The organism is Streptococcus sp. SCPM-O-B-15304 (M98) (assembly GCF_058200215.1).
The window spans coordinates 107,476-126,314 of record NZ_JBYQGQ010000004.1; the positions used below are offsets into that span (position 1 = coordinate 107,476).

Consider the following 18,839-nt stretch of genomic DNA (forward strand, 5'->3'; position numbering starts at 1 on the left):
TCTAAAACAATCCAGCCAACCACTGACCAAAGGCTTTACCTGATTCAAAAATAGCTGTCAAACCTTCTGCTCCAAGCGACACCAAAAGCAAACAAACAACAAATAAGAGAATAGCTTGATTTCTTGCTTTTTTTGCTCCATCTTCTAAGGGCTCTTTACTTAGCCAACCTGCTAGATAAGCATAGAGAGTTACTGTTATAATTCCGAACTCAGTTGAAGAGAGAAACAACAAGACTGTCACCAAACGAACGATATTGGCTTGAATGTTAAAATAATTTCCTAAACCTGCACAGACACCTGCAAGTTCTTTGTTCTCAGTATCTACTTGAAAACCTGCTAAAAATTCTTTCATAATTATTCCCCTCTTACAACTTCTACATTTTTTGATTTCTTTTCAATCCATTCAACTACTGGGATGAGACCAAAGTAAATCCAAAAGGATTGCTCACTTTGATACAGATTAAACCAGCCTAAGTCTGTCCCAATAATTAGAAACACGCCGACCAATAGAGCTACAAGTGCTACATAATAGAACAGTTTATATCTCAACATCATTTCTCTCCTTTTACGAGCTCTTTGAATTTTATCTTTCTCTCTACCCATCTAAAGACTAATAGTAACACTAAATTTATCCAGAAGAGATACTTACTTTCAATGATCGTAAACCAACCAAATAGGGTTCCAATCATAGCCAAAAGATTCACGATAAACACAACGATACATAGATAATAAACCACTTTATACTTGTTCATCACTCATCCTCCTCTAAGCGAAAAACTGACTCGACTGGCTCATTGAAGATCTGAGCAATCTTCAGAGCAATGACGATGGATGGCGTGTACTCATCCCGTTCTAGCAAACTGATGGTTTGCCTGGACACGCCAGCTAGCTTGGCCAGTTCGGTTTGATTGAGGCCATCGCGAGCCCGAAGCTCTTTTAGACGATTTTTTAGTTGCATGTTACACACCTACTCTCCGTCAAATTGAATTGTTTGGATATCCTCAATGCGTTGTAGTTTGAATTTTTCTTTTCCCTTTTTATCTACACGTCGTAGCTTGACCCATTCCTCATCAACATCCACAACTTCCCAGTTATCTGTTCCAAATAATTGTCCAACGATGACCGGCGTTCTCCCAATCATTTCTTTTAATAATCTTGACATTTCTGTATTTCCTTTCTCTTTTTGCTCAATTCTTTTGATTTTATTCTCTAGTTTCTTTACCTTTTGGGAATAGTAGATACAAAACATAATCACAAGAGGTACAAATCCCAATGCCCACATAATCGTTCCTTTCTGCTATACTTTTCTTAACTTGATTTCATTGTAACACATCTTTTTATTTTTGACAATCATCTTTGTCAAAAAGTTTAGTATTTTTGTCATTTTGCAAAAGAAAAAGGTCAGGAGTAAGATCCTGACCAGTTTATCTGTTATTAATACTCTTCGAAAATCAAATTCAAACCACGTCAGCTTCACCTTGCCGTACTCAAGTACAGTCTGCGGCTAGCTTCCTAGTTTGCTCTTTGATTTTCATTGAGTATAAAATCCTAGTTTTTCAAAGATTTCTGAGAAGTTTTGGCTAATAGTTTCAAGTGAAACTTGAACTTCTTCGCGAGTTTGGTTGTTCTTGACTGTCACTTGTCCGCTTTCGACCTCGCTCTCTCCAAGAGTGATAAGAGTCTTAGCAGCAAAAACATCGGCTGACTTAAACTGAGCTTTAAGCTTGCGATTGAGGTAATCACGCTCTGCTTTGAAACCTTGTAGGCGAAGAGCTTGCACCAACTCCAAGGCTTTAAGATTAGCTCCTTCACCGAGAACAGCGATATAGACATCTAGGGCGTTTTCGATAGGGAGAGACACACCTTGCTTTTCAAGGATGAGAAGCAGACGCTCTACACCAAGTCCAAAACCAAATCCAGCAGTCTCAGGACCACCAAAGTAAGCAACCAAGCCATCGTAGCGACCACCTGCACAGACTGTCAAGGCATTGCCCTCGATTTCAGTGATGAACTCAAAAATCGTGTGGTTGTAGTAGTCCAAACCACGAACCATATTGGTATCGATGATATAGTCTACTCCAAGATTTTCCAACATTTGACGAACAGCATCAAAGTGAGCTTGGCTTTCTTCATCCAGGTAATCCAAGATAGACGGCGCATTCTCTACCGCCACCTTGTCTTCTTTTTCCTTAGAGTCCAAGACACGGAGAGGATTTTCCTCCAAGCGACGTTGGCTATCCTTAGACAAGCTATCTTTCATAGGTGTCAAGTAGTCAATTAAGGCTTGACGGTAAGCCGCACGACTTTCAGGATTTCCAAGAGTGTTAAGATGTAGTTTCACACCTTGAACACCGATTGCTTTCAAGAAGTGGGCTGCCATAGCGATTGTTTCCACATCTGTCGCTGGATTGCTAGAACCAAAGCACTCCACACCGATCTGGTGGAATTGACGCAAGCGACCTGCTTGTGGGCGCTCATAGCGGAACATTGGCCCCATGTAGTAGAACTTGCTTGGTTTTTGAACTTCTGGTGCAAAGAGTTTATTTTCCACATAAGAACGAACGACCGGTGCTGTTCCTTCTGGACGGAGAGTGATATGACGGTCACCCTTGTCATAGAAATCGTACATTTCCTTGGTTACGATATCAGTTGTGTCTCCAACAGAACGACTGATGACCTCATAATGTTCAAAAATAGGCGTGCGTACTTCTGCATAGTTGTAGCGTTTGAAAATTTCACGCGCAAATCCTTCAACGTACTGCCATTTGGCAGACTCAGCAGGTAAAATATCCTGCGTTCCTTTTGGTTTTTGTAATTTCATAGAGAATCCTCTTTATAACTTAATAGTCCTATTTTACCATAAATGAGGGGATTGGGACAGTGTGAAAAGAAGACTAACACCTAAATTTCATTTTTGAGATTGAGACTTGTCAGAAGAATAGCTATCAGAGAAAGACCTACGAAAAGCATCCAAGTCAACTGTATATCCCATACCGCCACCAGTGAAAAACAGGCCGTCCCCACTGGTATAGATAGAGTAAACAACAAACCTAAAAAATTACTGGTACGAGAGAGAACCTCCGGAGCGAGATTTTTCAGCAACATAGCACTAATTTTGGGGGAAATTTTACCAGAGATATACATGGTAAAAAAGACGAAAAGCATCCCGAGCAAGACTTGGTTTACCAAATTAGATAGACCAACTAGACTGGCTCCTAATGTAACCCACATCATCAATCTAGGCAAAGATTGCTTCCCAAAATAGTCATTTCCCGTAAGGCTACTGATGATGACTGCTAATAAGGTAATCAATTGTAAGATAAACAATGCATCCTTGTAGGAAAAATTCAGTAAGGAATGATTTAAAAGGAAGATGTTATAGATACCACCTAAGGCACCACCCAAAGCATTGATAAGCAAGATAGCAAAGAGCATAAAACCAAAGTTTTTCTGTCCACTTTTAAGAAAAACGAGACGTAGGTTTCGGTAAATCGTTAAAAACTGATCTTTGATAGAAAGCTTCTCATTTTTCAGTGATTTACTATCAGCAAATGGAGTTGATAAGCTTAATTCAGCCCTTCCTAAAAAGAGAATGAGAGCTGACACTAGGAAAAATATGGCATTGATTCCCGCTACAAGCGAAAAGTTCTGTGTTGACACCCCTAATAGCCAAACTCCAAAAGCTTGGCCGCCAATAGCAGAAATATAGGTGATAAACTGGGAAAATGAGTAAGCCTCCATCAAATCTTGCTCCGCGACCTTTTCTTTAACGAGAGGCATTCGCAAGCCACCCGCAAAATCACTAGCTACATCACTAATGACATTGATGAGACAAAGGGTCGAAAAGGCAAAGAAACTAGCTTGCTGAACAACTAGGGCTGCTAGAAAAAATAAAACCGCCTGAAATAAACCGACATAGGTCATCCATTTGACCTTGTCCTTGGTATAATCTGCCCGAATTCCCACAAAAACTGTAAAAAGAGTTGGAAGCATCATCACAACATTCGCCATTGCAACGGCAACAGAAGCCTCTGGCAAAGTCGAGGCATAGACCACAAACACTAAATTAAAAATGGAAGCTCCAAAAGCATTGAAAAATCGTGATAAACTCAAAACTCTGTAAGCTTGATTTCTTAGTAATAGTTTCATATAGATTCCTCTCTTTCTCACATACTACTTTTATGGTAGCTCTAGTATAGCATCAAGAATCTTACGAGAAGACATTTTTGAATATATGCAACAGACTAAACTGATAACGAAAACGATAGAATTTGTCTAATGCTAATAAGTATCTTCATAGTCCTATCGTTTCAAGTTATTTTATCTAGTTGCAGATATTCAACACTCCATGGCACTTCTATAATAGTCAGCAGATCTGCTACAACCAATCATTTCAAAAATACGGACAGCGTCCTCCATCTTTCTCTGCCCTTCCTCTGCTCTTCCTTGCTTACTATCAAGCAAACCTTCTGCCCATAGGTAGACTATTCGAAAATAGGTTTCATTTTCTTCAAAGAAGTTCTTTTCAATTTGTTTTTTAAAATAGAGGGCATTGGTAAAATCATCAATTTCAATACAGGCCATAAAAGCATTGAGGAGCAAGGTATGCATCATATTTCGATTTTTCCCAACTCCTTGCAAGAAATCTGACTTCCGCAACATTTCTCGAGTGTACTTTGTAAAAAGCTGGATTGACAAAAGAGGAGAGCAAGAAGAAAAGAACAACAGTTCATAGTGCCCCCAAATTTCGACAGAAAATAGATAATCATGTAGGACTCTTTCTTCCTCAGCAGTCAATGTAACCGTCTCATCAATAGCTTTCATATAGGATTTTATTAAAATCGCATTGAGAATGTGTTGCTGTCTATCTTTTGAAAAAGGAAGTTGTTGATACTCTCTCTGGTAGAGAGTGCGCAAGGATGTCAAATCTTGAGGGTCAATAGCCTCAACTATTCTGTTTCTAAATTCAGAATAGGCATCCTGATGAAAACCTCTCGCCAAAAATAACAATTCTTCCATACTCGCATGAATATTCTCCAAAGCTGTGATTAACTTTGGAGCAGATATTTCACTCTGACCATTTTCAAAACGCGACAATAAGGATGCTGAAAAGCGTCCACCTGTTGCTTTTCTCAAGGAAATTTTTCTTGATTCTCGTAACTCTTTAAAAACTTTTCCTAAATTCTTCATCCTCTTACCACTCGTCTTTTATTTTTTCCTATTTTACCACATTTCCTAATAAATACTAGTTCCAAGCTAGCATTTACAATCTGAGCTAGGCATGATACAATGAATAACATCAGATATACGAAGGAGAACTTATGAAAAAGAATATCTTGACGACCCTTGTAGCTGCTCTTGTCTACTTTCTCTGTATCGGAGTGGGTGTTCTACTAGGAAACCTTGTCGACCACACTGGAAATATGTTTTACGCCCCTGCCTTTTCTGCTCTTGTGGGCGGTAGCGTCTATATGATCCTTTTAGAAAAAGTGCCTCGTTTTGGAGCTATTACTACGATTGGGCTCGTTATCTCTCTCTTTTTCCTCGGAAGCAAGCATGGTGCTGGTGCCTTTCTTCCAGGAATCATATGCGGTCTTGCAGCAGATGGCATTGCTCATCTTGGCCACTACAAAGATAAGGTCAAGAACCTTCTTTCCTTCCTAGTTTTTGCTTTTGGTACTACTGGTCCCATCCTACTTATGTGGTTGACACCTCAAGCTTACATAGCAACCCTAGTTGCTCGTGGAAAATCTCAGGACTATATTGATCGCATCATGGTTGCGCCAAATCTCACTACCATTCTTCTCTTTGTAGCAAGCGTCCTTATCGGTGCTCTACTCGGTTCCCTTATTGGACAAGCGCTGAGTAAGAAATTAACACATAAACAGTAACAAAAAAGCCCCTTGTCTCTAATATTTATTTGAGACAAGGGGCTTTTTTTTAATGAAATATTTAAAATTCACTGTAAATGAATTCTTGGATGTTGGAAAAATCTGTGACAAGAGAATAAATCACGATGCTTAAAATAACCGTGTAGAAAAACAAGGTCCACAATAGTAAACGATGTGTGTTAGTTAGTTTCGTTTGCAAATTTGTAAAGTTCTTTTTCAACTTCCATCCATCCTTTCACCCCAACGTGCATCACGTCAAATAAAAAGTAATCTTCATATTCCTTATTTCCATAGTTTAACACAGTAGCACCGTGGTTTTTGGCAATTTTTTCTATTTTTTTGTAAGTTTCTTCACGCATCTCTCGTGAAACACCTGTGTAATCATTCCATTTACCATTTACAGGAAAGATAATGACTTCAACTTCAATTCCCAATTCCTTAGCAACTGTCAAGAAGAGTTCCATATCTGAATATTCTGGCGACTCCAGGTAGCTCAAATCTTTATTAGAATCTTTTAATGAAGCATAGCGATCTCTCAAATAAGTATTGTAATAGTTGTTATCAACAGCATAATCATTATTGTCTGTTTTCTTTTTGACCTCTTCTACAAACTGATTCGTCATTTTTTCCCAATCATAGTCTGGGGTTTTATCCCCTAGTGAAGGATAATCTGATTTGGCATGTTTTTGATAAAAAGTCTGTTTGAGTTTAAAGGAATAAATCGCATTATCGAACTCTAATAGTTTTTTATCAATAATGGTTCCTTTCCCATCTATGAAATAACTTTTGTATTTTTTGTAGATGTCATTTTGTTGCTTGTTCCCCTTTGTAATTTCGATAATGCGATTGATTAGTTTTTCTTTCGTTTCCTTACTAATCTTATCATTACCTAGCATATGGAAAATATGTTCCTGAGAAGCCTTGTTCAAAAAGGCATCTTGATGAGTCCCGTCTTTTTCAAACCACTGAACCGACTCTATTATAGCCACTTTTCGCTTAGTCATAGCTCCTTCAATCGAGCCCAAGGTTGTAGCTTGAATGATATTTTGAGAATAACTGGTTCCTATCTGCATGATATTAAAATCATTGTAGTTAAAAATTTTATTGGGATGGTAATCTTCATTTATCGTCGCAACCAACTCAGATGATCCCAATAAAACAAATGTATTGGGAGTAATATTGCTTGTTAAAATATCCCTACTTTTATACTTTTCATACGAAGTGCTATAGCGAATACTGTTATCCTTTACTTTATAATAATCATCAATCTTCTTGACGTATGTCACATTTAAAAGGGCAAGCGTCGCAATTACAAGCACTAGCGATAGCAAAAATGCTTTTAGTTTAATCATCTCGTTTTATCCTATCCCTTCGATTCTTCCAACCTCTTTTCAATTTCTTATCTCTTTAAAATCGTCAGTAAGATTTTGTAGGGTTCACCTGAAAAGATAAAGAAACCAACCATAACTAAATTCATGGTCACAAACCAACTCATTAGTTTGTACCAAGTTTTATTTTTATGTTGCTTATAAAAATTGCTTTTCTTTTGATAAATTTCAAATCCAGACATCAGAACTCCATGGTAAAATCCATAAGCGATATAGCTAACACTAATTCCATGCCAAAATCCCATGACCAGCATATTGACCATATAGGCATAGACTGCATTGTGCAATCTATTCTTAAACCATTTTTTTCTGATAACCTGCATCAAAACTCTTGAAAATACAAAGTCTCTCAACCAAGTTGACAAGGTGATGTGCCATCTAGTCCAGAAATCCTTGATATCAACACTCAAGAAAGGTTTATTGAAATTCATCGGTGTCTGAATGCCCAAAATATTACTGCTTCCAACAGCCATCAAACTATAACCCGCAAAGTCAAAGAACAGATAGAATGTATACAAGTACATATATTTGAGTGAGTAGACAACTGTACCAGTATTGCTTAGAGCAAGTAGCATCTGGTAAACATAGGTTGATAGAACCACCTTGTAGAGAAGGCCTAGAACAATGCGATAAATACCATCACCTGCTAACTCTAGGTAGTCTTTTCTAGGCATGACTTCATTGATCTCTTTTAGAAATCTTCTGCTACGATCGATTGGTCCCGAACTAACTGTAGGGAAAAAGAGTAGAAACTGAAGATAATCTTTTACACTGATTTTTTCTTTGATTAAACCATCCGATATTTCCAGCATGATTTGGATAGTTTTAAAGGACATATAAGAAATCCCAATAAAAGCCAACAAATGTAGCTGGGTTAAGGCAAAGACTTTATTGACTACTAAAGGTAAAATGGATAACATAACCAGTGGCTTCAACCGTTTTGAATCCATTCTTTGTGCTATGAAAACCAGAAAATACTGGTAAATGATAAATGCCAGTAGATAAACAACCATAGCTTTACTCTTACCATAGATGGCTCCTGCAAATAAAATTGACAGACTTAAAATATAATAATCCCTACGCTTGCCAAAGTAGTTTAAAACAAAGCCAATCAGTAAAACTACAAATAGTAGAAGGAAAAACTCATTCCCCTCAAAATAATTCATACTAGCCGAACTCCTTTATCATTTCATAATTCTCTACAGATAGATTACTACCTTAGTCATATCGAAATATGCTTTCTCATTATACCATACTTCCAAAAGTTTATTCCACTTGAATAACAAATATAGTTTATAAAAAGAACCACACGGCTCTCAGAAGGTAGACAAACCCTTTCGGTAATTTTACTACATCTTGAAAACTCTTAGAAATGCTGAAACATGCTATTTTTAAGAGTTTTTTTATTTTCTCTAATAAAAGAAAAAGATTGAAGAAAATTGTCCAAAATTGACTTTTTCTTCAATCTGAGAGCTAGCTGGCTCTTTTTTTATTTATGACTTAATTTCTTGGTCAAAAAGTCTCCCAAGAACTGAATTGTAAAGATAATCAGGATAATGATGAGTGTCGCAAGGACTGTTACATCATGATTGAAACGGTTAAATCCATAGGCGATAGCTACGTTACCGATACCACCTGCTCCGACCGCTCCCGCCATAGCTGTTTCACCAACTAGTGAAATCAAGGTCACAGTTGTCACACGGATCAAGTCTGGTAGACCTTCTGATAGGTAAACACCTACGATGTCCCAGAAAGTAGCTCCGCTAGCTTGAGCTGCCTCGATGACACCGCCATCTAGCTCTGCCAATACCACCTGTACCTGACGAGCAAAGAAGGCAAAGACTGCAAAAGATAGGGGTACAATAGCCGCATTTGGTCCGATACTTGTCCCTACGATTAGATGAGAGAAGGGTGACAAGACAGCCAAGAGAATGATAAATGGCACCGCACGGAAGATAGAGGTAATCTTGTCTAAAATCCAGAAAACAACTTTATTTTCCAAGACACCACCTGGAGCTGTCAAGACAAGGAAAAGCCCTGCAACCAGCCCTAGGAAACCTCCGATGAGGAAGGAAAGAACCGTCATATAAAGGGTCAAGTAGATTGCTGTCCCCCAGCCAGCCTGACCAGACCAACCCATCTTGTAGACGTTTGGTAAGTATGCTTTAATCAATTCTGCCATCTTACTGTCCTCCCCTCAATACTTTTAGTTGCACACCAGCCTGACGAATGGCATCTTGAGCGCTTATCAAGGCTTCTTTTTCTCCTGACAAGACAACCACAAGTTCACCTACAGGAGTACCATCCAAAATTTCAATGTTTCCATAGAGAATATTGGCTGTTACTTGGTAGTGCTTGTACAATTCATTCAAAAGCGGCTCATCTGTAGAAGCGCCTGCATACTTGAGTTGTACCAAAATGCTGTTTTCAGATAAGTGCTCTACGATTTCCTGTTTCTCAATCTTGACCATAGCTTCATCAATACCTGTCGCAGTTGAGATAAAGTCCTGAGTCAATGGTTGCTTAGGATCAGAGAAGATTTCAAGAACGCTACCTTCCTCAATCAAGCGACCATCCTGCATCACTGCCACACGGTTAGCAATGTCTTTGACAATCTGCATCTCGTGTGTAATCAAGACAATGGTCAAACCTAGTTTACGGTTCAATTCTTGCAAGAGTGACAAGATTTGTTTCGTTGTCTTTGGATCAAGAGCTGAAGTTGACTCGTCTGAAATCAAGATTTTTGGATCATTGGCCAAGGCACGCGCAATAGCCACACGTTGTTTTTGACCTCCAGATAGTTGTGAAGGATAGTTTTCGGCACGGTCAGCCAAGCCCACCAAGTCCAACAACTTAGCTACTTTAGCCTTCTTTTCTTCCTTGCTGAGTCCAGAGTGTTTGAGAGCAAAGGCTACATTTTCCTCTGCTGTTTTCTGGCTCATGAGGTTGAAGTGTTGGAAAATCATCCCGATATCTTGACGTTTATGTCGTAATTGCTCAGCAGTTAAGGTAACCTTACCATCAAAAATTACATCATTATCTACAGTAATTCGACCTGCAGATGGTTTTTGCAAGAGGTTAATAACACGAACTAGGGTTGATTTCCCTGCTCCAGAATATCCAACGATTCCGTAGATATCCCCTTCTTGGATGTGAATAGTCACATCCTTGACCGCTGTGATGGTTCTTTTCTTTTGGTGAAAAGTCACATCGATCTGATCTAACTTGATAATATCTCTACTCATAGCTTCTAATCAGCTCCTCTACTAATTCAATATGGGTGTAATAATCGGCGATTCGTACATTCTCATCTCCACCATGGTCTCGGCTATTAGCATTTCCTAGACCAAAGGCAACCATAGGTACTTCTAAAGCATCAAAGACCGTATGCATAGGTCCTGTCCCAGCTGTAGTCGGCAAGACAGATACGCCCTGTGGATAGAATTTCTTGGCTAACTCAATAACATTGAGAATAGATGGTGCACTCATATCGCTTCGATAACTCATCTCACCCAAGGTATAGTATAATTCTACCTTATCAAAGCCATTTTTGTCTAGTTGTTTCCGGATTTTATCCAAAACATCATGTGGGTCCAAGCCAGGAACCAAACGAACTTCTAGCTTGGCACTAGCCTCTGCTGGTAGAATCGTTTTAACTCCTTGCCCCTGATAACCAGACTGAATCCCTTCGATATTGAGTGCTGGTTCAAAGAAGAAACGCTTTAGAAAGGCTGTACGTTCCTCTTGTAAAAGTGGCAATTCCAAGCCATAAATCTGGCTGATTTCCTCTGGATTGCGTTGAGCATAGGTTTCAACCAAGGCTAACTCTCGTTCATTAGGCTCTTGAACCTCATCGTACAAGCCCTCAACTAAAATACGTCCATCTGCAGCTCGCAAACTAGTCAAGGCTTGAATCAGATACCAAGGCGCTGACTCTACAATACCGCCATAGCTAGAGTGGATATCCACATCGGCACTCTTGACCTTGGCATCAAAAGTCACAATTCCTTTGTTCCCACCAGAGATTTCTAGCTGTTCCAAGGCATTTTTGGTTCCTTGTTCCCAGACCAATAAATCTGCACCACGAAGCTTGTCCGCATGTTTTTCTAGATATTTGTCCAAGTCCATAGAGGCAGATTCCTCTGCGCCTTCCATGATGAAACTGATATTGACTGGTAGATCATCATGATGCTGCATGTATTTTCTAAGAGCACTCAAGCGGGCAGTGATATGTCCCTTGTCATCATCAACCCCGCGTCCATACATGATGCCATCACGGACAGAAAGCGTAAATGGATCCTCTGTCCAGACTTGGTCGCCATCCGCAGGTACTGTGTCATAGTGGTTGTAGAAAATGATAGTCTTGGCATTTGGGCGTGAACTTTTAAAATGCGCCATGACAAAGGGTGCCGTATAACTCTCATCAATCTCGACCTCTGCACCTACACGCTTGAAGATCTCGCCTAGATAACGAGCCACTTCTTTCAAGCCGACTTGTTGGGCAAAGACTGATTTTTTAGAAATCAAGGTCCGCAAAACTTCAAAGTAATGTTGCGCCACATGATCCTTTTCAAACTTTTCAATTTGTTCTTCTTGGCTAGGGAAAACCATTTTCTCTCTACCTTTCTACTAGGACTTGTACCTTTGGAATCAATACAAGTGGATGTTCCTTTTCTTTAGTCTCTATATAAAAGCAAGAGGTGGAAAAAATCTCTCCCACCTCCCTGTGTTTATTACCAAACTGGTTGATCCAAGCCGTCTGAAGTTTCTTCGATGACTTTTTTCACTTCGTCAGTGTGGTAAGCTGCGATAATTTTCTTGATTGCATCAGCTTTAGGTGATGATTCCCAATCTTTTTTCGCAACGATGATGTTGTACCATTGTTTTGAGTTTTCGTCAGCTTGCTCTTTAAAGAGTGCTTTCTTGTAGTCCAATTTTGCTTCTGTAACAAAAGTGTTGTTTACAACTGCTGCATCAACTGATGTCAATGAACGAGCTGTTTGGCTAGCATCCAACTCAGTGATTTTCAAGTTCTTTGGATTTTCTTTGATGTTTGCGATTGTAGCAAGTTCAGTTCCTGAAACATCCAATTTAATCAAACCTGCTGATTGAAGAAGGTAAAGGGCACGGCTTTCGTTAGTAGCATCGTTTGGAATTGCGATTTCACCGTTATTTGGGATTTCTTCCACTTTAGTGTACTTGTTTTCTTCCCCGTTTTTACCTGAGTAAAGGCGGATTGGTGAGATATAAGTATCTGCAATCGCTACAAGGTCCTTACCGTTTTCTTTGTTCCAGTTGTTCAAGAAGTTGTAGTGTTGGAAAGCGTTCAAGTCTACTTCACCATCAGCAGTTGCTTTATTTGGTTGTGAGTAGTCTGTAAACTCTGTGAATTCCAATTTAATTCCGTCTTTTTCAACCAATTCTTGGACTTTGTCCCAGCGTGCTTCTTCTGAACCGCTACGGTTAACAGTCGCAATTTTAACTGTAGTTGTATTGTCTGCTTTCTTGTCTGAATTTCCGCAAGCTGCAAGTGCAAGGCCTGCTACTGTAGCGATAGCTGCTACGCCTAACCATTTTTTGATTTTCATGATTCTTTCTCCTTTAAAAATAATACCGTAATAGTATCTCATACTTTATTTGATTTCGCAAATTGTTAATAGATAGGAAGACCTATAGTTTGAAACTATATACCTACAGAATGGAAAATCATCCATCTACCAGAGAATGGATGATTTAAAAATTTATTTAATATCAGCTTCTGCTGGCAGATAAGAACCGCCAAAGAACTGTTGAGATAGCTTTTCAAGGGTTCCATCTTTATATAATTCTTGGATGCGTTTGTCCACAAATGCCTTCAACTCATCTTGACCTTTGGCAAGAAGTGGGTATACGTAAGGTTGTTGGTCGCTTGGAAGTTCGATAACTTTCAAGTTATCCAAACCTTGGTCCTTGATGACTGTCTCTACACCGATTTTATCAAAAATCTTGTAGTCAAATCGGCCATCACTCAAACGTACCATGATTTGTTGGAAGTCCCCTTTAACGTAGTTAAGGATAGTTGGGTTATCTGAGTGTTGTTTGTTGTAGTCTTCTAGCTGTTTAGCAGATGTTGTTCCTTGAACAACTTCTGTTGATTTTCCACCGATATCATCAAACGATTTGATGCTAGAGTCATCTTTTTTCACTACAAGAACGTTAGGGTTTTTAGCAGTTGGAGCTGCATAAAGGTATTTTTCAGCACGTTCTTTAGTGTAGCTGATGTTGCTAACAGCCATTTGGTAACGATCAGCATCAAGTCCTGCAAAAACACCTGACCACTCTGTCTTCTCAAACTTGACAGTATACTTGTCAGAATCTTTAAAGATAGCGCGAACCACTTCAATCTCGTAACCAGTCAATTCGCCATTTTCTTCATAGTTGAATGGTTTTGGTGTAGCATTGGTTACAACGATAATTTCTTTTTTACCAGATGTTGCTTCACCAGATGCAGCATCTTTCTTTTCACTGCCTGAGCAAGCTACCAATACACCTGCGGCTACAAGCCCTAGAGCAGCAAGTGATGAATATTTAATAATTTTCTTCATAATATTTCCTCCAAAATAGAATATAGTCTTATTTTAACAGAAAAAAAGGAATTACGCTATTATATGATTTCTATATTTGTGATAGGTTTTCTTTATGGCTGATTAAAAGACCAAACGTAGGACTGCTATCAAGACCACTCCAAAGAGAACAGTCCCTACCAGATTGCGGTAACGAAAGGCTACAAAGGCCGTTGGAAAGACTGCTAAAAAGTCTAACCACTTTATTTGCGGAAGGCTTCCAACTTTTCCTGTCACCACACTTGAAAGAATCAAGGCAAAGATAATAGAAACTGGTAGAAATTTCAAAAAGCGCTCTACGATAGGCGGCAAACCCTTGTACTTGGCTAGGATAAAAGGAATCATTCTTGGAATCCAAGTCACCAAGCCAGAAAAGACAATTGCTAATAAAACATACTTACTGACCATCCAAGACCACCCCCATAGTACAACCTAGCAAGGTCGCAAACAAGACAGCTAATGACTGAGACACCACCGTCAAGAGCAAAAAGAAAGATACAGCTACAACTGCTAAAATTATGAAGAGATTGCGCAAAGGAATCCGTTTTTGCATAATCTGAAACTGGGAAGTAAAAATCCCAATAAACATCCCCACTAGGGCAAAATCTAAGCCAAACATTTCTGGATTTGGTAGAAGTCCACCTAGAGCAGTTCCGACAACAGTTCCGACAAACCAAGCCACATAGCTGTTAAGGTTGTTTCCGTGCATCCACATAGGATTGACCTTATCCGTACGCACCAACTCGCCCATCAAAACGCCATAGGTCTCATCGGTCAAGAGGCTGGACATGCCGATATTGTGCCAGAGGCTGGTATGACGAAAATAGGTCGATGCATGCAAACTCAGCAAAAAGAGACGCAGATTAATCAAAAAGACCGTCATCGCAATAGCAGCTACTGGAGCTTGAACTGCAATCAAAGCTATCATGGCAAACTGAGCGCTCCCAGCATAAACAAAGAGACTCATCAGACCCATTTCTACTGGTGTCACATAGGGCGAACCGATAATCCCACAGGCAAGACCGATGCTAACATAGCCCAGAGCAGTCGGTACCGCAGCCTGCACACCCTCCCAAAATCCTTTTTCTTTCATAGACTTCCTCACTAATCATTCCTTCAGCAACTGTTTTCCAAACAGTCACAGCAAAAATTATTATAACATATTCGTAAAATAGAAAAAAGTTTAGAGTTTGAAGCTAGTAAAAAGTACTCATCCAGGATACATTCGAAATTGATCCACTCGAATAGGATATTTGTCAACTTCAGGTTTTTCAACATATTCATTTTCTATCGGGTAAACATCAACCCAGAGTTCTTCTCTCTGCCCTTTTAACTTGACCTTAAATCGATAACCAACATCATCACCTGCCAAGGCATCAACTTTCAAGGACTGAAAGTTTGGTAGAGCTTCGATTTCTGCTTTTATATCTTGGGTCATGTGATAAAATATTTCTTTCTGTTGCGCTTTAGAAGGCATCGGAAAATAAATCGTCGCTTCTTGTAAACGATGCGATTTTGAAAAGGTGAAGATTGCTCGACCGCTATAATTCTTCCAATTAACCTTGTCATAATTATAAAAAAGACGCCCTGTTTTATAGAGATAAGGGTCTTCTGCATGCCAAGTATCTCGATAGCCAGTTGCTGTTTCTTCCACTACTTCATTTGGTTCTCCAAACGCTTCTTCAAAAGACTTCGTAGGCATATAAAATGAAAGTGACTCAAACACGACCAGTTGCGTCTTGGAAAAAGTCTGACAAGCTATTAGAATCAGGAGGAAAGTTCCAAGTACAAGCAGACTACTGATTATTTTTGTAAATTTCATATTTCTACTATACAAAAAAAATCGGTCATTTGTCCAAGATAAAAGAGTTAACTCTAGGCTAACTCTTTATTCTATAGTATCAAAAGCGAGGCTAGGTTTGGCATTTATCTCCAATCCTGCAAAGTTTTCTTTGTTCCACTCACTAACGCTTGCGTAGGCAATCATGCCTGCATTGTCCCCGCAAAGACGCAGAGGTGGAATGATAACCTTGACGTCAGTGATTTCAGCTGCCAAGCGTTCTCTTAATCCTTTGTTTGCTGCTACACCACCAGCTACAACGAGGGTTTTAACAGGGTATTTCTCTAAGGCTTTTTTAGTTTTTGCCATGAGAATATCCATGACTGCAGCTTGGAAAGAAGCAGATAGGTCTTCCTTGGACAAGCTTTCTCCCTTTTGCTCGGCATTGTGGTGAAGATTGATAAAGGCAGACTTCAAACCTGAAAATGAAAACTCCAGATTGTCTTCCTTAATCATGGCACGTGGGAAATCATAAACATCCTGACCTTGGTGAGCCAACTCATCAATCTCCCGACCTGCTGGATAGGTCAAGCCCATGACACGTCCGACCTTATCATAGGCCTCACCAACCGCATCATCACGGGTTTCACCAACAATCTTATAATCACCAGCCTCAGAAACATAGACCAACTCTGTGTGTCCACCACTGACTAATAGAGCTAGTAAGGGGAATTCCAAAGGCTCCACACTTTGAGCTGCCATGAGGTGGCCAGCCATGTGGTTAACGGGAATCAGCGGAAGTCCATGTCCCCAAGCAAAGGCCTTGGCAGCTGACAAACCAACAAGCAAGGCTCCGACCAAGCCTGGTCCATAAGTAACCGCAACAGCTGTTACATCTTCTTCTGTAATCCCTGCTTCTGCCAGCGCCTCCTCGATACAGGCTGTAATGACCTCAACATGGTGACGACTAGCCACTTCAGGAACTACGCCCCCAAAACGTTTGTGACTTTCAATTTGACTAGCAATGACATTGGATAAGAGCTCGTCATCGTTTTTCAGTACGGCGACACTGGTCTCATCACAGGATGTCTCAAATGCTAAAATATATCTATCCTTCATCTATTTCTCTCTTCATGATAATGGCATCCTCAACTGGATCATGGTAGTAGGACTTTCTCTCAGCGATGACTGCCATTCTTTCTTTCTTATAAAATGCCTGTGCTCGTTGATTTGACTTTCTGACTTCGAGGAAAATCTCCTTATCTGTCGTTAATTGAGCAAACAAGGCTGACGCGATTCCCTGACCTTGATAGGCTTTTTTGACAGCAATTTGCAGGACTTCTGCTTCAAATAGATTCTCCTGCACAGCTAGAAAGCCAATCACTTCTTCCCCATCATAAGCTAGAGCATACCAGGTCTGGTCTTGGGACAGGTCTGCTTGGATTTGTTCCAGAGTCCAAGGACTGACTGGGTATACATCTACCATGACAGCATAGATGACTTGTGCCAAATCAGGCTGTTGTTGGATTCGTTTAATTTCTATCATAGGCGTTTAATGTAAGACTCGCCAGACTCGGTGTGATTCTTAAGCCAGTTTTCCTCAGCTTCTACACGCTTGAGGTAATTTGGCACAAAGTCATGCAAGGAGTCTGCTTCCTTATCCCAAGCCCAGAGGGCTAGATTCGCTGCATTTGGCAAGGTTTCCTGATAGTTAGCCTGTGGTAGTTGTTCTTGAATCTGCTCCACAAAGGCTCCCACTTCACCAACAAAAGTGACTTGTTCAGCATCTTTGACTTGCTCCAAAACTTCTGCAAAGGACAGATGCGCCTCTGGAAAGACAGGCTGAGCATTTTCATAAAATCCTGCGTAAACATTGTTGCGACGCGCATCCATCAAAGGTACTACAAGACCTACTTGCTGGCTTGGTACCAGAGCCAAAAGGCTAGACATCCCCACTAACTCAATGTTCAGGGTATGAGCCAATGTCTTGGCAGTTGCTACCGCGATTCGCAAACCTGTGTAGCTACCTGGCCCCTCTGCTACAACGATTCGATCCAAATCTTTGGGCGTCAAATCTAGACTAGCTATCAAAAAATCGATGGCTGGCATAAGGGTAATACTGTGATTTTTTTTGATATTGATTGTCGTCTCGGCAAGAAGCTGCTTGTCCTCTAAAATAGCAAGAGAAAGAGCCTTGCTGGACGTATCAAAAGCTAATACTTTCATAACACATTCCTATCTTTTTGTCTGTTTACTATTATACTACAAAAGCCGACACATGGGAATTTTCTTTGTTTTGAAACCAAAAATGCCCTGCCAAACAGGCAGGACAAGAACTTAAGCATTCAAACCAAAGTAAAATACAAGCCAGACCACATAGGTTACAAGAAGGAGGAAAATGGAATACAGTGTTACAAAGAGAATTTTCCAGTGTATAGCTGTTTTTCTATGTTCCAACCGAACAAATAGTAGATTGCCACCGTAAACACAAGCAACAAAAACAGCAAATATCAAGAGACGAATCGCGATAGCTAGTTGAAACATAGAGAGCCCCCTTTCTCCAATTCTAAAGGCAAATATTTCAAAATCATCATCTAACGAAAAGGAGCCCAAGCAGTTGTAGCAATATGTAGAATTTCCATCCAAATAGGTGAAACATAAAATCAAGCATAGCTAGTCCTCCTTAATCAAGAAAAACCTCTTTTCTAACTTTATTATAGCACTTGAATCGGATGTCTTCAAATACTTATACAAGGTATAATGAAACCCATTTCAAGCTCCTTACTTTCATGTTTCCTGCTTTTACTAATTCCTCTTTTTATGTTATAATTGAGATAATTGTAACGAATCAAGGTCAATGAAGACAAAAAATGAACTGGAATCAAACTAGCTTCAAACTGAGCATTTTTGAATATAGCTGACCTGAAAACAGAAAGGAAACATATGATTTACAAAGTTTTTTATCAAGAAACAAAAGACCGTAGCCCACGTCGTGAAACAACACGCTCACTATACTTAGACATCGATGCTAGTTCAGAACTTGAAGGACGTATCGCTGCTCGCCAACTTGTCGAAGAAAATCGTCCAGAATATAATATCGAGTATATCGAACTCTTGTCTGACAAATTGCTAGACTACGAAAAAGAAACTGGCGCATTCGAAATTACGGAGTTCTAAT

Annotated in this window: 23 protein-coding genes and 1 pseudogene; 2 read left to right on the plus strand and 22 right to left on the minus strand. The window is 39.7% G+C overall.

The features are described from left to right. Position 1: 1 nt before the first annotated feature. The 8 genes and pseudogenes from AC3E7H_RS03695 to AC3E7H_RS03730 all read right to left on the minus strand — a co-directional run bounded on the left by AC3E7H_RS03695 (position 2) and on the right by AC3E7H_RS03730 (position 5,190). Positions 2–352, minus strand: coding sequence for a PspC domain-containing protein (locus tag AC3E7H_RS03695; protein ID WP_000657663.1), 351 nt, complete (start codon positions 350–352; stop codon positions 2–4). A 2-nt stretch (positions 353–354) separates the two neighbouring features. Further along, on the minus strand, positions 355–552 hold the full coding sequence (locus AC3E7H_RS03700) for a hypothetical protein (protein ID WP_000947004.1): 198 nt from the start codon (positions 550–552) through the stop codon (positions 355–357). Further along, positions 552–752, minus strand: coding sequence for a hypothetical protein (locus AC3E7H_RS03705; RefSeq protein ID WP_001046147.1), 201 nt, complete (start codon positions 750–752; stop codon positions 552–554). The genes AC3E7H_RS03700 and AC3E7H_RS03705 overlap by 1 nt, the downstream gene beginning before the upstream one ends. Next, a complete protein-coding gene (locus tag AC3E7H_RS03710) occupies positions 752–958 on the minus strand; it encodes a helix-turn-helix transcriptional regulator (RefSeq protein ID WP_001176235.1) in 207 nt (68 codons plus the stop codon). Before AC3E7H_RS03710 ends, AC3E7H_RS03705 begins: the two co-directional genes overlap by 1 nt. A gap of 9 nt (positions 959–967) precedes the next feature. Beyond that, positions 968–1,435 (minus strand): annotated as a pseudogene (locus AC3E7H_RS03715) (hypothetical protein). A 96-nt stretch (positions 1,436–1,531) separates the two neighbouring features. After that, positions 1,532–2,821, minus strand: a complete 1,290-nt coding sequence (hisS, locus tag AC3E7H_RS03720; RefSeq protein ID WP_000775837.1) for a histidine--tRNA ligase — start codon at positions 2,819–2,821, stop codon at positions 1,532–1,534. A gap of 80 nt (positions 2,822–2,901) precedes the next feature. Continuing rightward, entirely contained in the window at positions 2,902–4,149 is a 1,248-nt protein-coding gene (locus AC3E7H_RS03725; protein WP_000771486.1) for an MFS transporter, read from the minus strand. Positions 4,150–4,338: 189 nt separating this feature from the next. Beyond that, a complete protein-coding gene (locus AC3E7H_RS03730; protein WP_490676130.1) occupies positions 4,339–5,190 on the minus strand; it encodes an Rgg/GadR/MutR family transcriptional regulator in 852 nt (283 codons plus the stop codon). A 131-nt stretch (positions 5,191–5,321) separates the two neighbouring features. On the opposite strand from AC3E7H_RS03730, the gene AC3E7H_RS03735 reads away from it, so the two are divergent. Beyond that, positions 5,322–5,891, plus strand: coding sequence for an MptD family putative ECF transporter S component (locus AC3E7H_RS03735; RefSeq protein ID WP_000739521.1), 570 nt, complete (start codon positions 5,322–5,324; stop codon positions 5,889–5,891). A gap of 179 nt (positions 5,892–6,070) precedes the next feature. Here AC3E7H_RS03735 and dltD read toward each other — a convergent pair whose 3' ends face one another. The 14 genes from dltD to AC3E7H_RS03805 all read right to left on the minus strand — a co-directional run bounded on the left by dltD (position 6,071) and on the right by AC3E7H_RS03805 (position 18,205). Beyond that, positions 6,071–7,243 carry a D-alanyl-lipoteichoic acid biosynthesis protein DltD gene (gene dltD, locus AC3E7H_RS03740; RefSeq protein ID WP_000593506.1) on the minus strand — a complete coding sequence of 391 codons (1,173 nt, stop codon included), beginning with the start codon at positions 7,241–7,243 and terminating at the stop codon, positions 6,071–6,073. 47 nt (positions 7,244–7,290) lie between these two features. Beyond that, positions 7,291–8,445, minus strand: coding sequence for a D-alanyl-lipoteichoic acid biosynthesis protein DltB (gene dltB, locus AC3E7H_RS03745; protein WP_001105735.1), 1,155 nt, complete (start codon positions 8,443–8,445; stop codon positions 7,291–7,293). A 323-nt stretch (positions 8,446–8,768) separates the two neighbouring features. Then, on the minus strand, positions 8,769–9,461 hold the full coding sequence (locus tag AC3E7H_RS03750; RefSeq protein WP_000818851.1) for a methionine ABC transporter permease: 693 nt from the start codon (positions 9,459–9,461) through the stop codon (positions 8,769–8,771). 1 nt (position 9,462) lies between these two features. Continuing rightward, entirely contained in the window at positions 9,463–10,524 is a 1,062-nt protein-coding gene (locus AC3E7H_RS03755) for a methionine ABC transporter ATP-binding protein (RefSeq protein ID WP_000085697.1), read from the minus strand. Next, on the minus strand, positions 10,517–11,890 hold the full coding sequence (locus AC3E7H_RS03760) for a M20 family metallopeptidase (protein ID WP_000231835.1): 1,374 nt from the start codon (positions 11,888–11,890) through the stop codon (positions 10,517–10,519). The genes AC3E7H_RS03755 and AC3E7H_RS03760 overlap by 8 nt, the downstream gene beginning before the upstream one ends. 122 nt (positions 11,891–12,012) lie before the next feature. Beyond that, positions 12,013–12,867 carry a MetQ/NlpA family ABC transporter substrate-binding protein gene (locus tag AC3E7H_RS03765; RefSeq protein ID WP_000694516.1) on the minus strand — a complete coding sequence of 285 codons (855 nt, stop codon included), beginning with the start codon at positions 12,865–12,867 and terminating at the stop codon, positions 12,013–12,015. A gap of 153 nt (positions 12,868–13,020) precedes the next feature. Then, positions 13,021–13,863, minus strand: a complete 843-nt coding sequence (locus AC3E7H_RS03770; RefSeq protein WP_000720340.1) for an amino acid ABC transporter substrate-binding protein — start codon at positions 13,861–13,863, stop codon at positions 13,021–13,023. Between the two features lie 102 nt (positions 13,864–13,965). Further along, positions 13,966–14,289, minus strand: a complete 324-nt coding sequence (locus AC3E7H_RS03775; RefSeq protein ID WP_000253953.1) for an AzlD domain-containing protein — start codon at positions 14,287–14,289, stop codon at positions 13,966–13,968. Beyond that, on the minus strand, positions 14,279–14,974 hold the full coding sequence (locus AC3E7H_RS03780) for an AzlC family ABC transporter permease (RefSeq protein WP_000659759.1): 696 nt from the start codon (positions 14,972–14,974) through the stop codon (positions 14,279–14,281). Before AC3E7H_RS03780 ends, AC3E7H_RS03775 begins: the two co-directional genes overlap by 11 nt. 117 nt (positions 14,975–15,091) lie before the next feature. After that, positions 15,092–15,703, minus strand: a complete 612-nt coding sequence (locus AC3E7H_RS03785; protein WP_007554427.1) for a hypothetical protein — start codon at positions 15,701–15,703, stop codon at positions 15,092–15,094. A 66-nt stretch (positions 15,704–15,769) separates the two neighbouring features. Further along, a complete protein-coding gene (gene tsaD, locus AC3E7H_RS03790) occupies positions 15,770–16,780 on the minus strand; it encodes a tRNA (adenosine(37)-N6)-threonylcarbamoyltransferase complex transferase subunit TsaD (protein ID WP_000655065.1) in 1,011 nt (336 codons plus the stop codon). Next, the gene (gene rimI / locus AC3E7H_RS03795; protein ID WP_000569843.1) at positions 16,770–17,207 is read right to left on the minus strand and encodes a ribosomal protein S18-alanine N-acetyltransferase; all 438 of its coding nucleotides are present in this window, start codon (positions 17,205–17,207) and stop codon (positions 16,770–16,772) included. The genes tsaD and rimI overlap by 11 nt, the downstream gene beginning before the upstream one ends. Then, positions 17,204–17,887: a tRNA (adenosine(37)-N6)-threonylcarbamoyltransferase complex dimerization subunit type 1 TsaB gene (gene tsaB, locus AC3E7H_RS03800; RefSeq protein WP_490676131.1), complete on the minus strand. Its 684-nt coding sequence runs from the start codon at positions 17,885–17,887 to the stop codon at positions 17,204–17,206. Before tsaB ends, rimI begins: the two co-directional genes overlap by 4 nt. 111 nt (positions 17,888–17,998) lie before the next feature. Beyond that, on the minus strand, positions 17,999–18,205 hold the full coding sequence (locus tag AC3E7H_RS03805) for a hypothetical protein (RefSeq protein ID WP_000487063.1): 207 nt from the start codon (positions 18,203–18,205) through the stop codon (positions 17,999–18,001). A gap of 399 nt (positions 18,206–18,604) precedes the next feature. On the opposite strand from AC3E7H_RS03805, the gene AC3E7H_RS03810 reads away from it, so the two are divergent. After that, entirely contained in the window at positions 18,605–18,838 is a 234-nt protein-coding gene (locus AC3E7H_RS03810; protein ID WP_000639568.1) for a DNA-dependent RNA polymerase subunit epsilon, read from the plus strand. The last annotated feature ends 1 nt before the right edge of the window (position 18,839 follow it).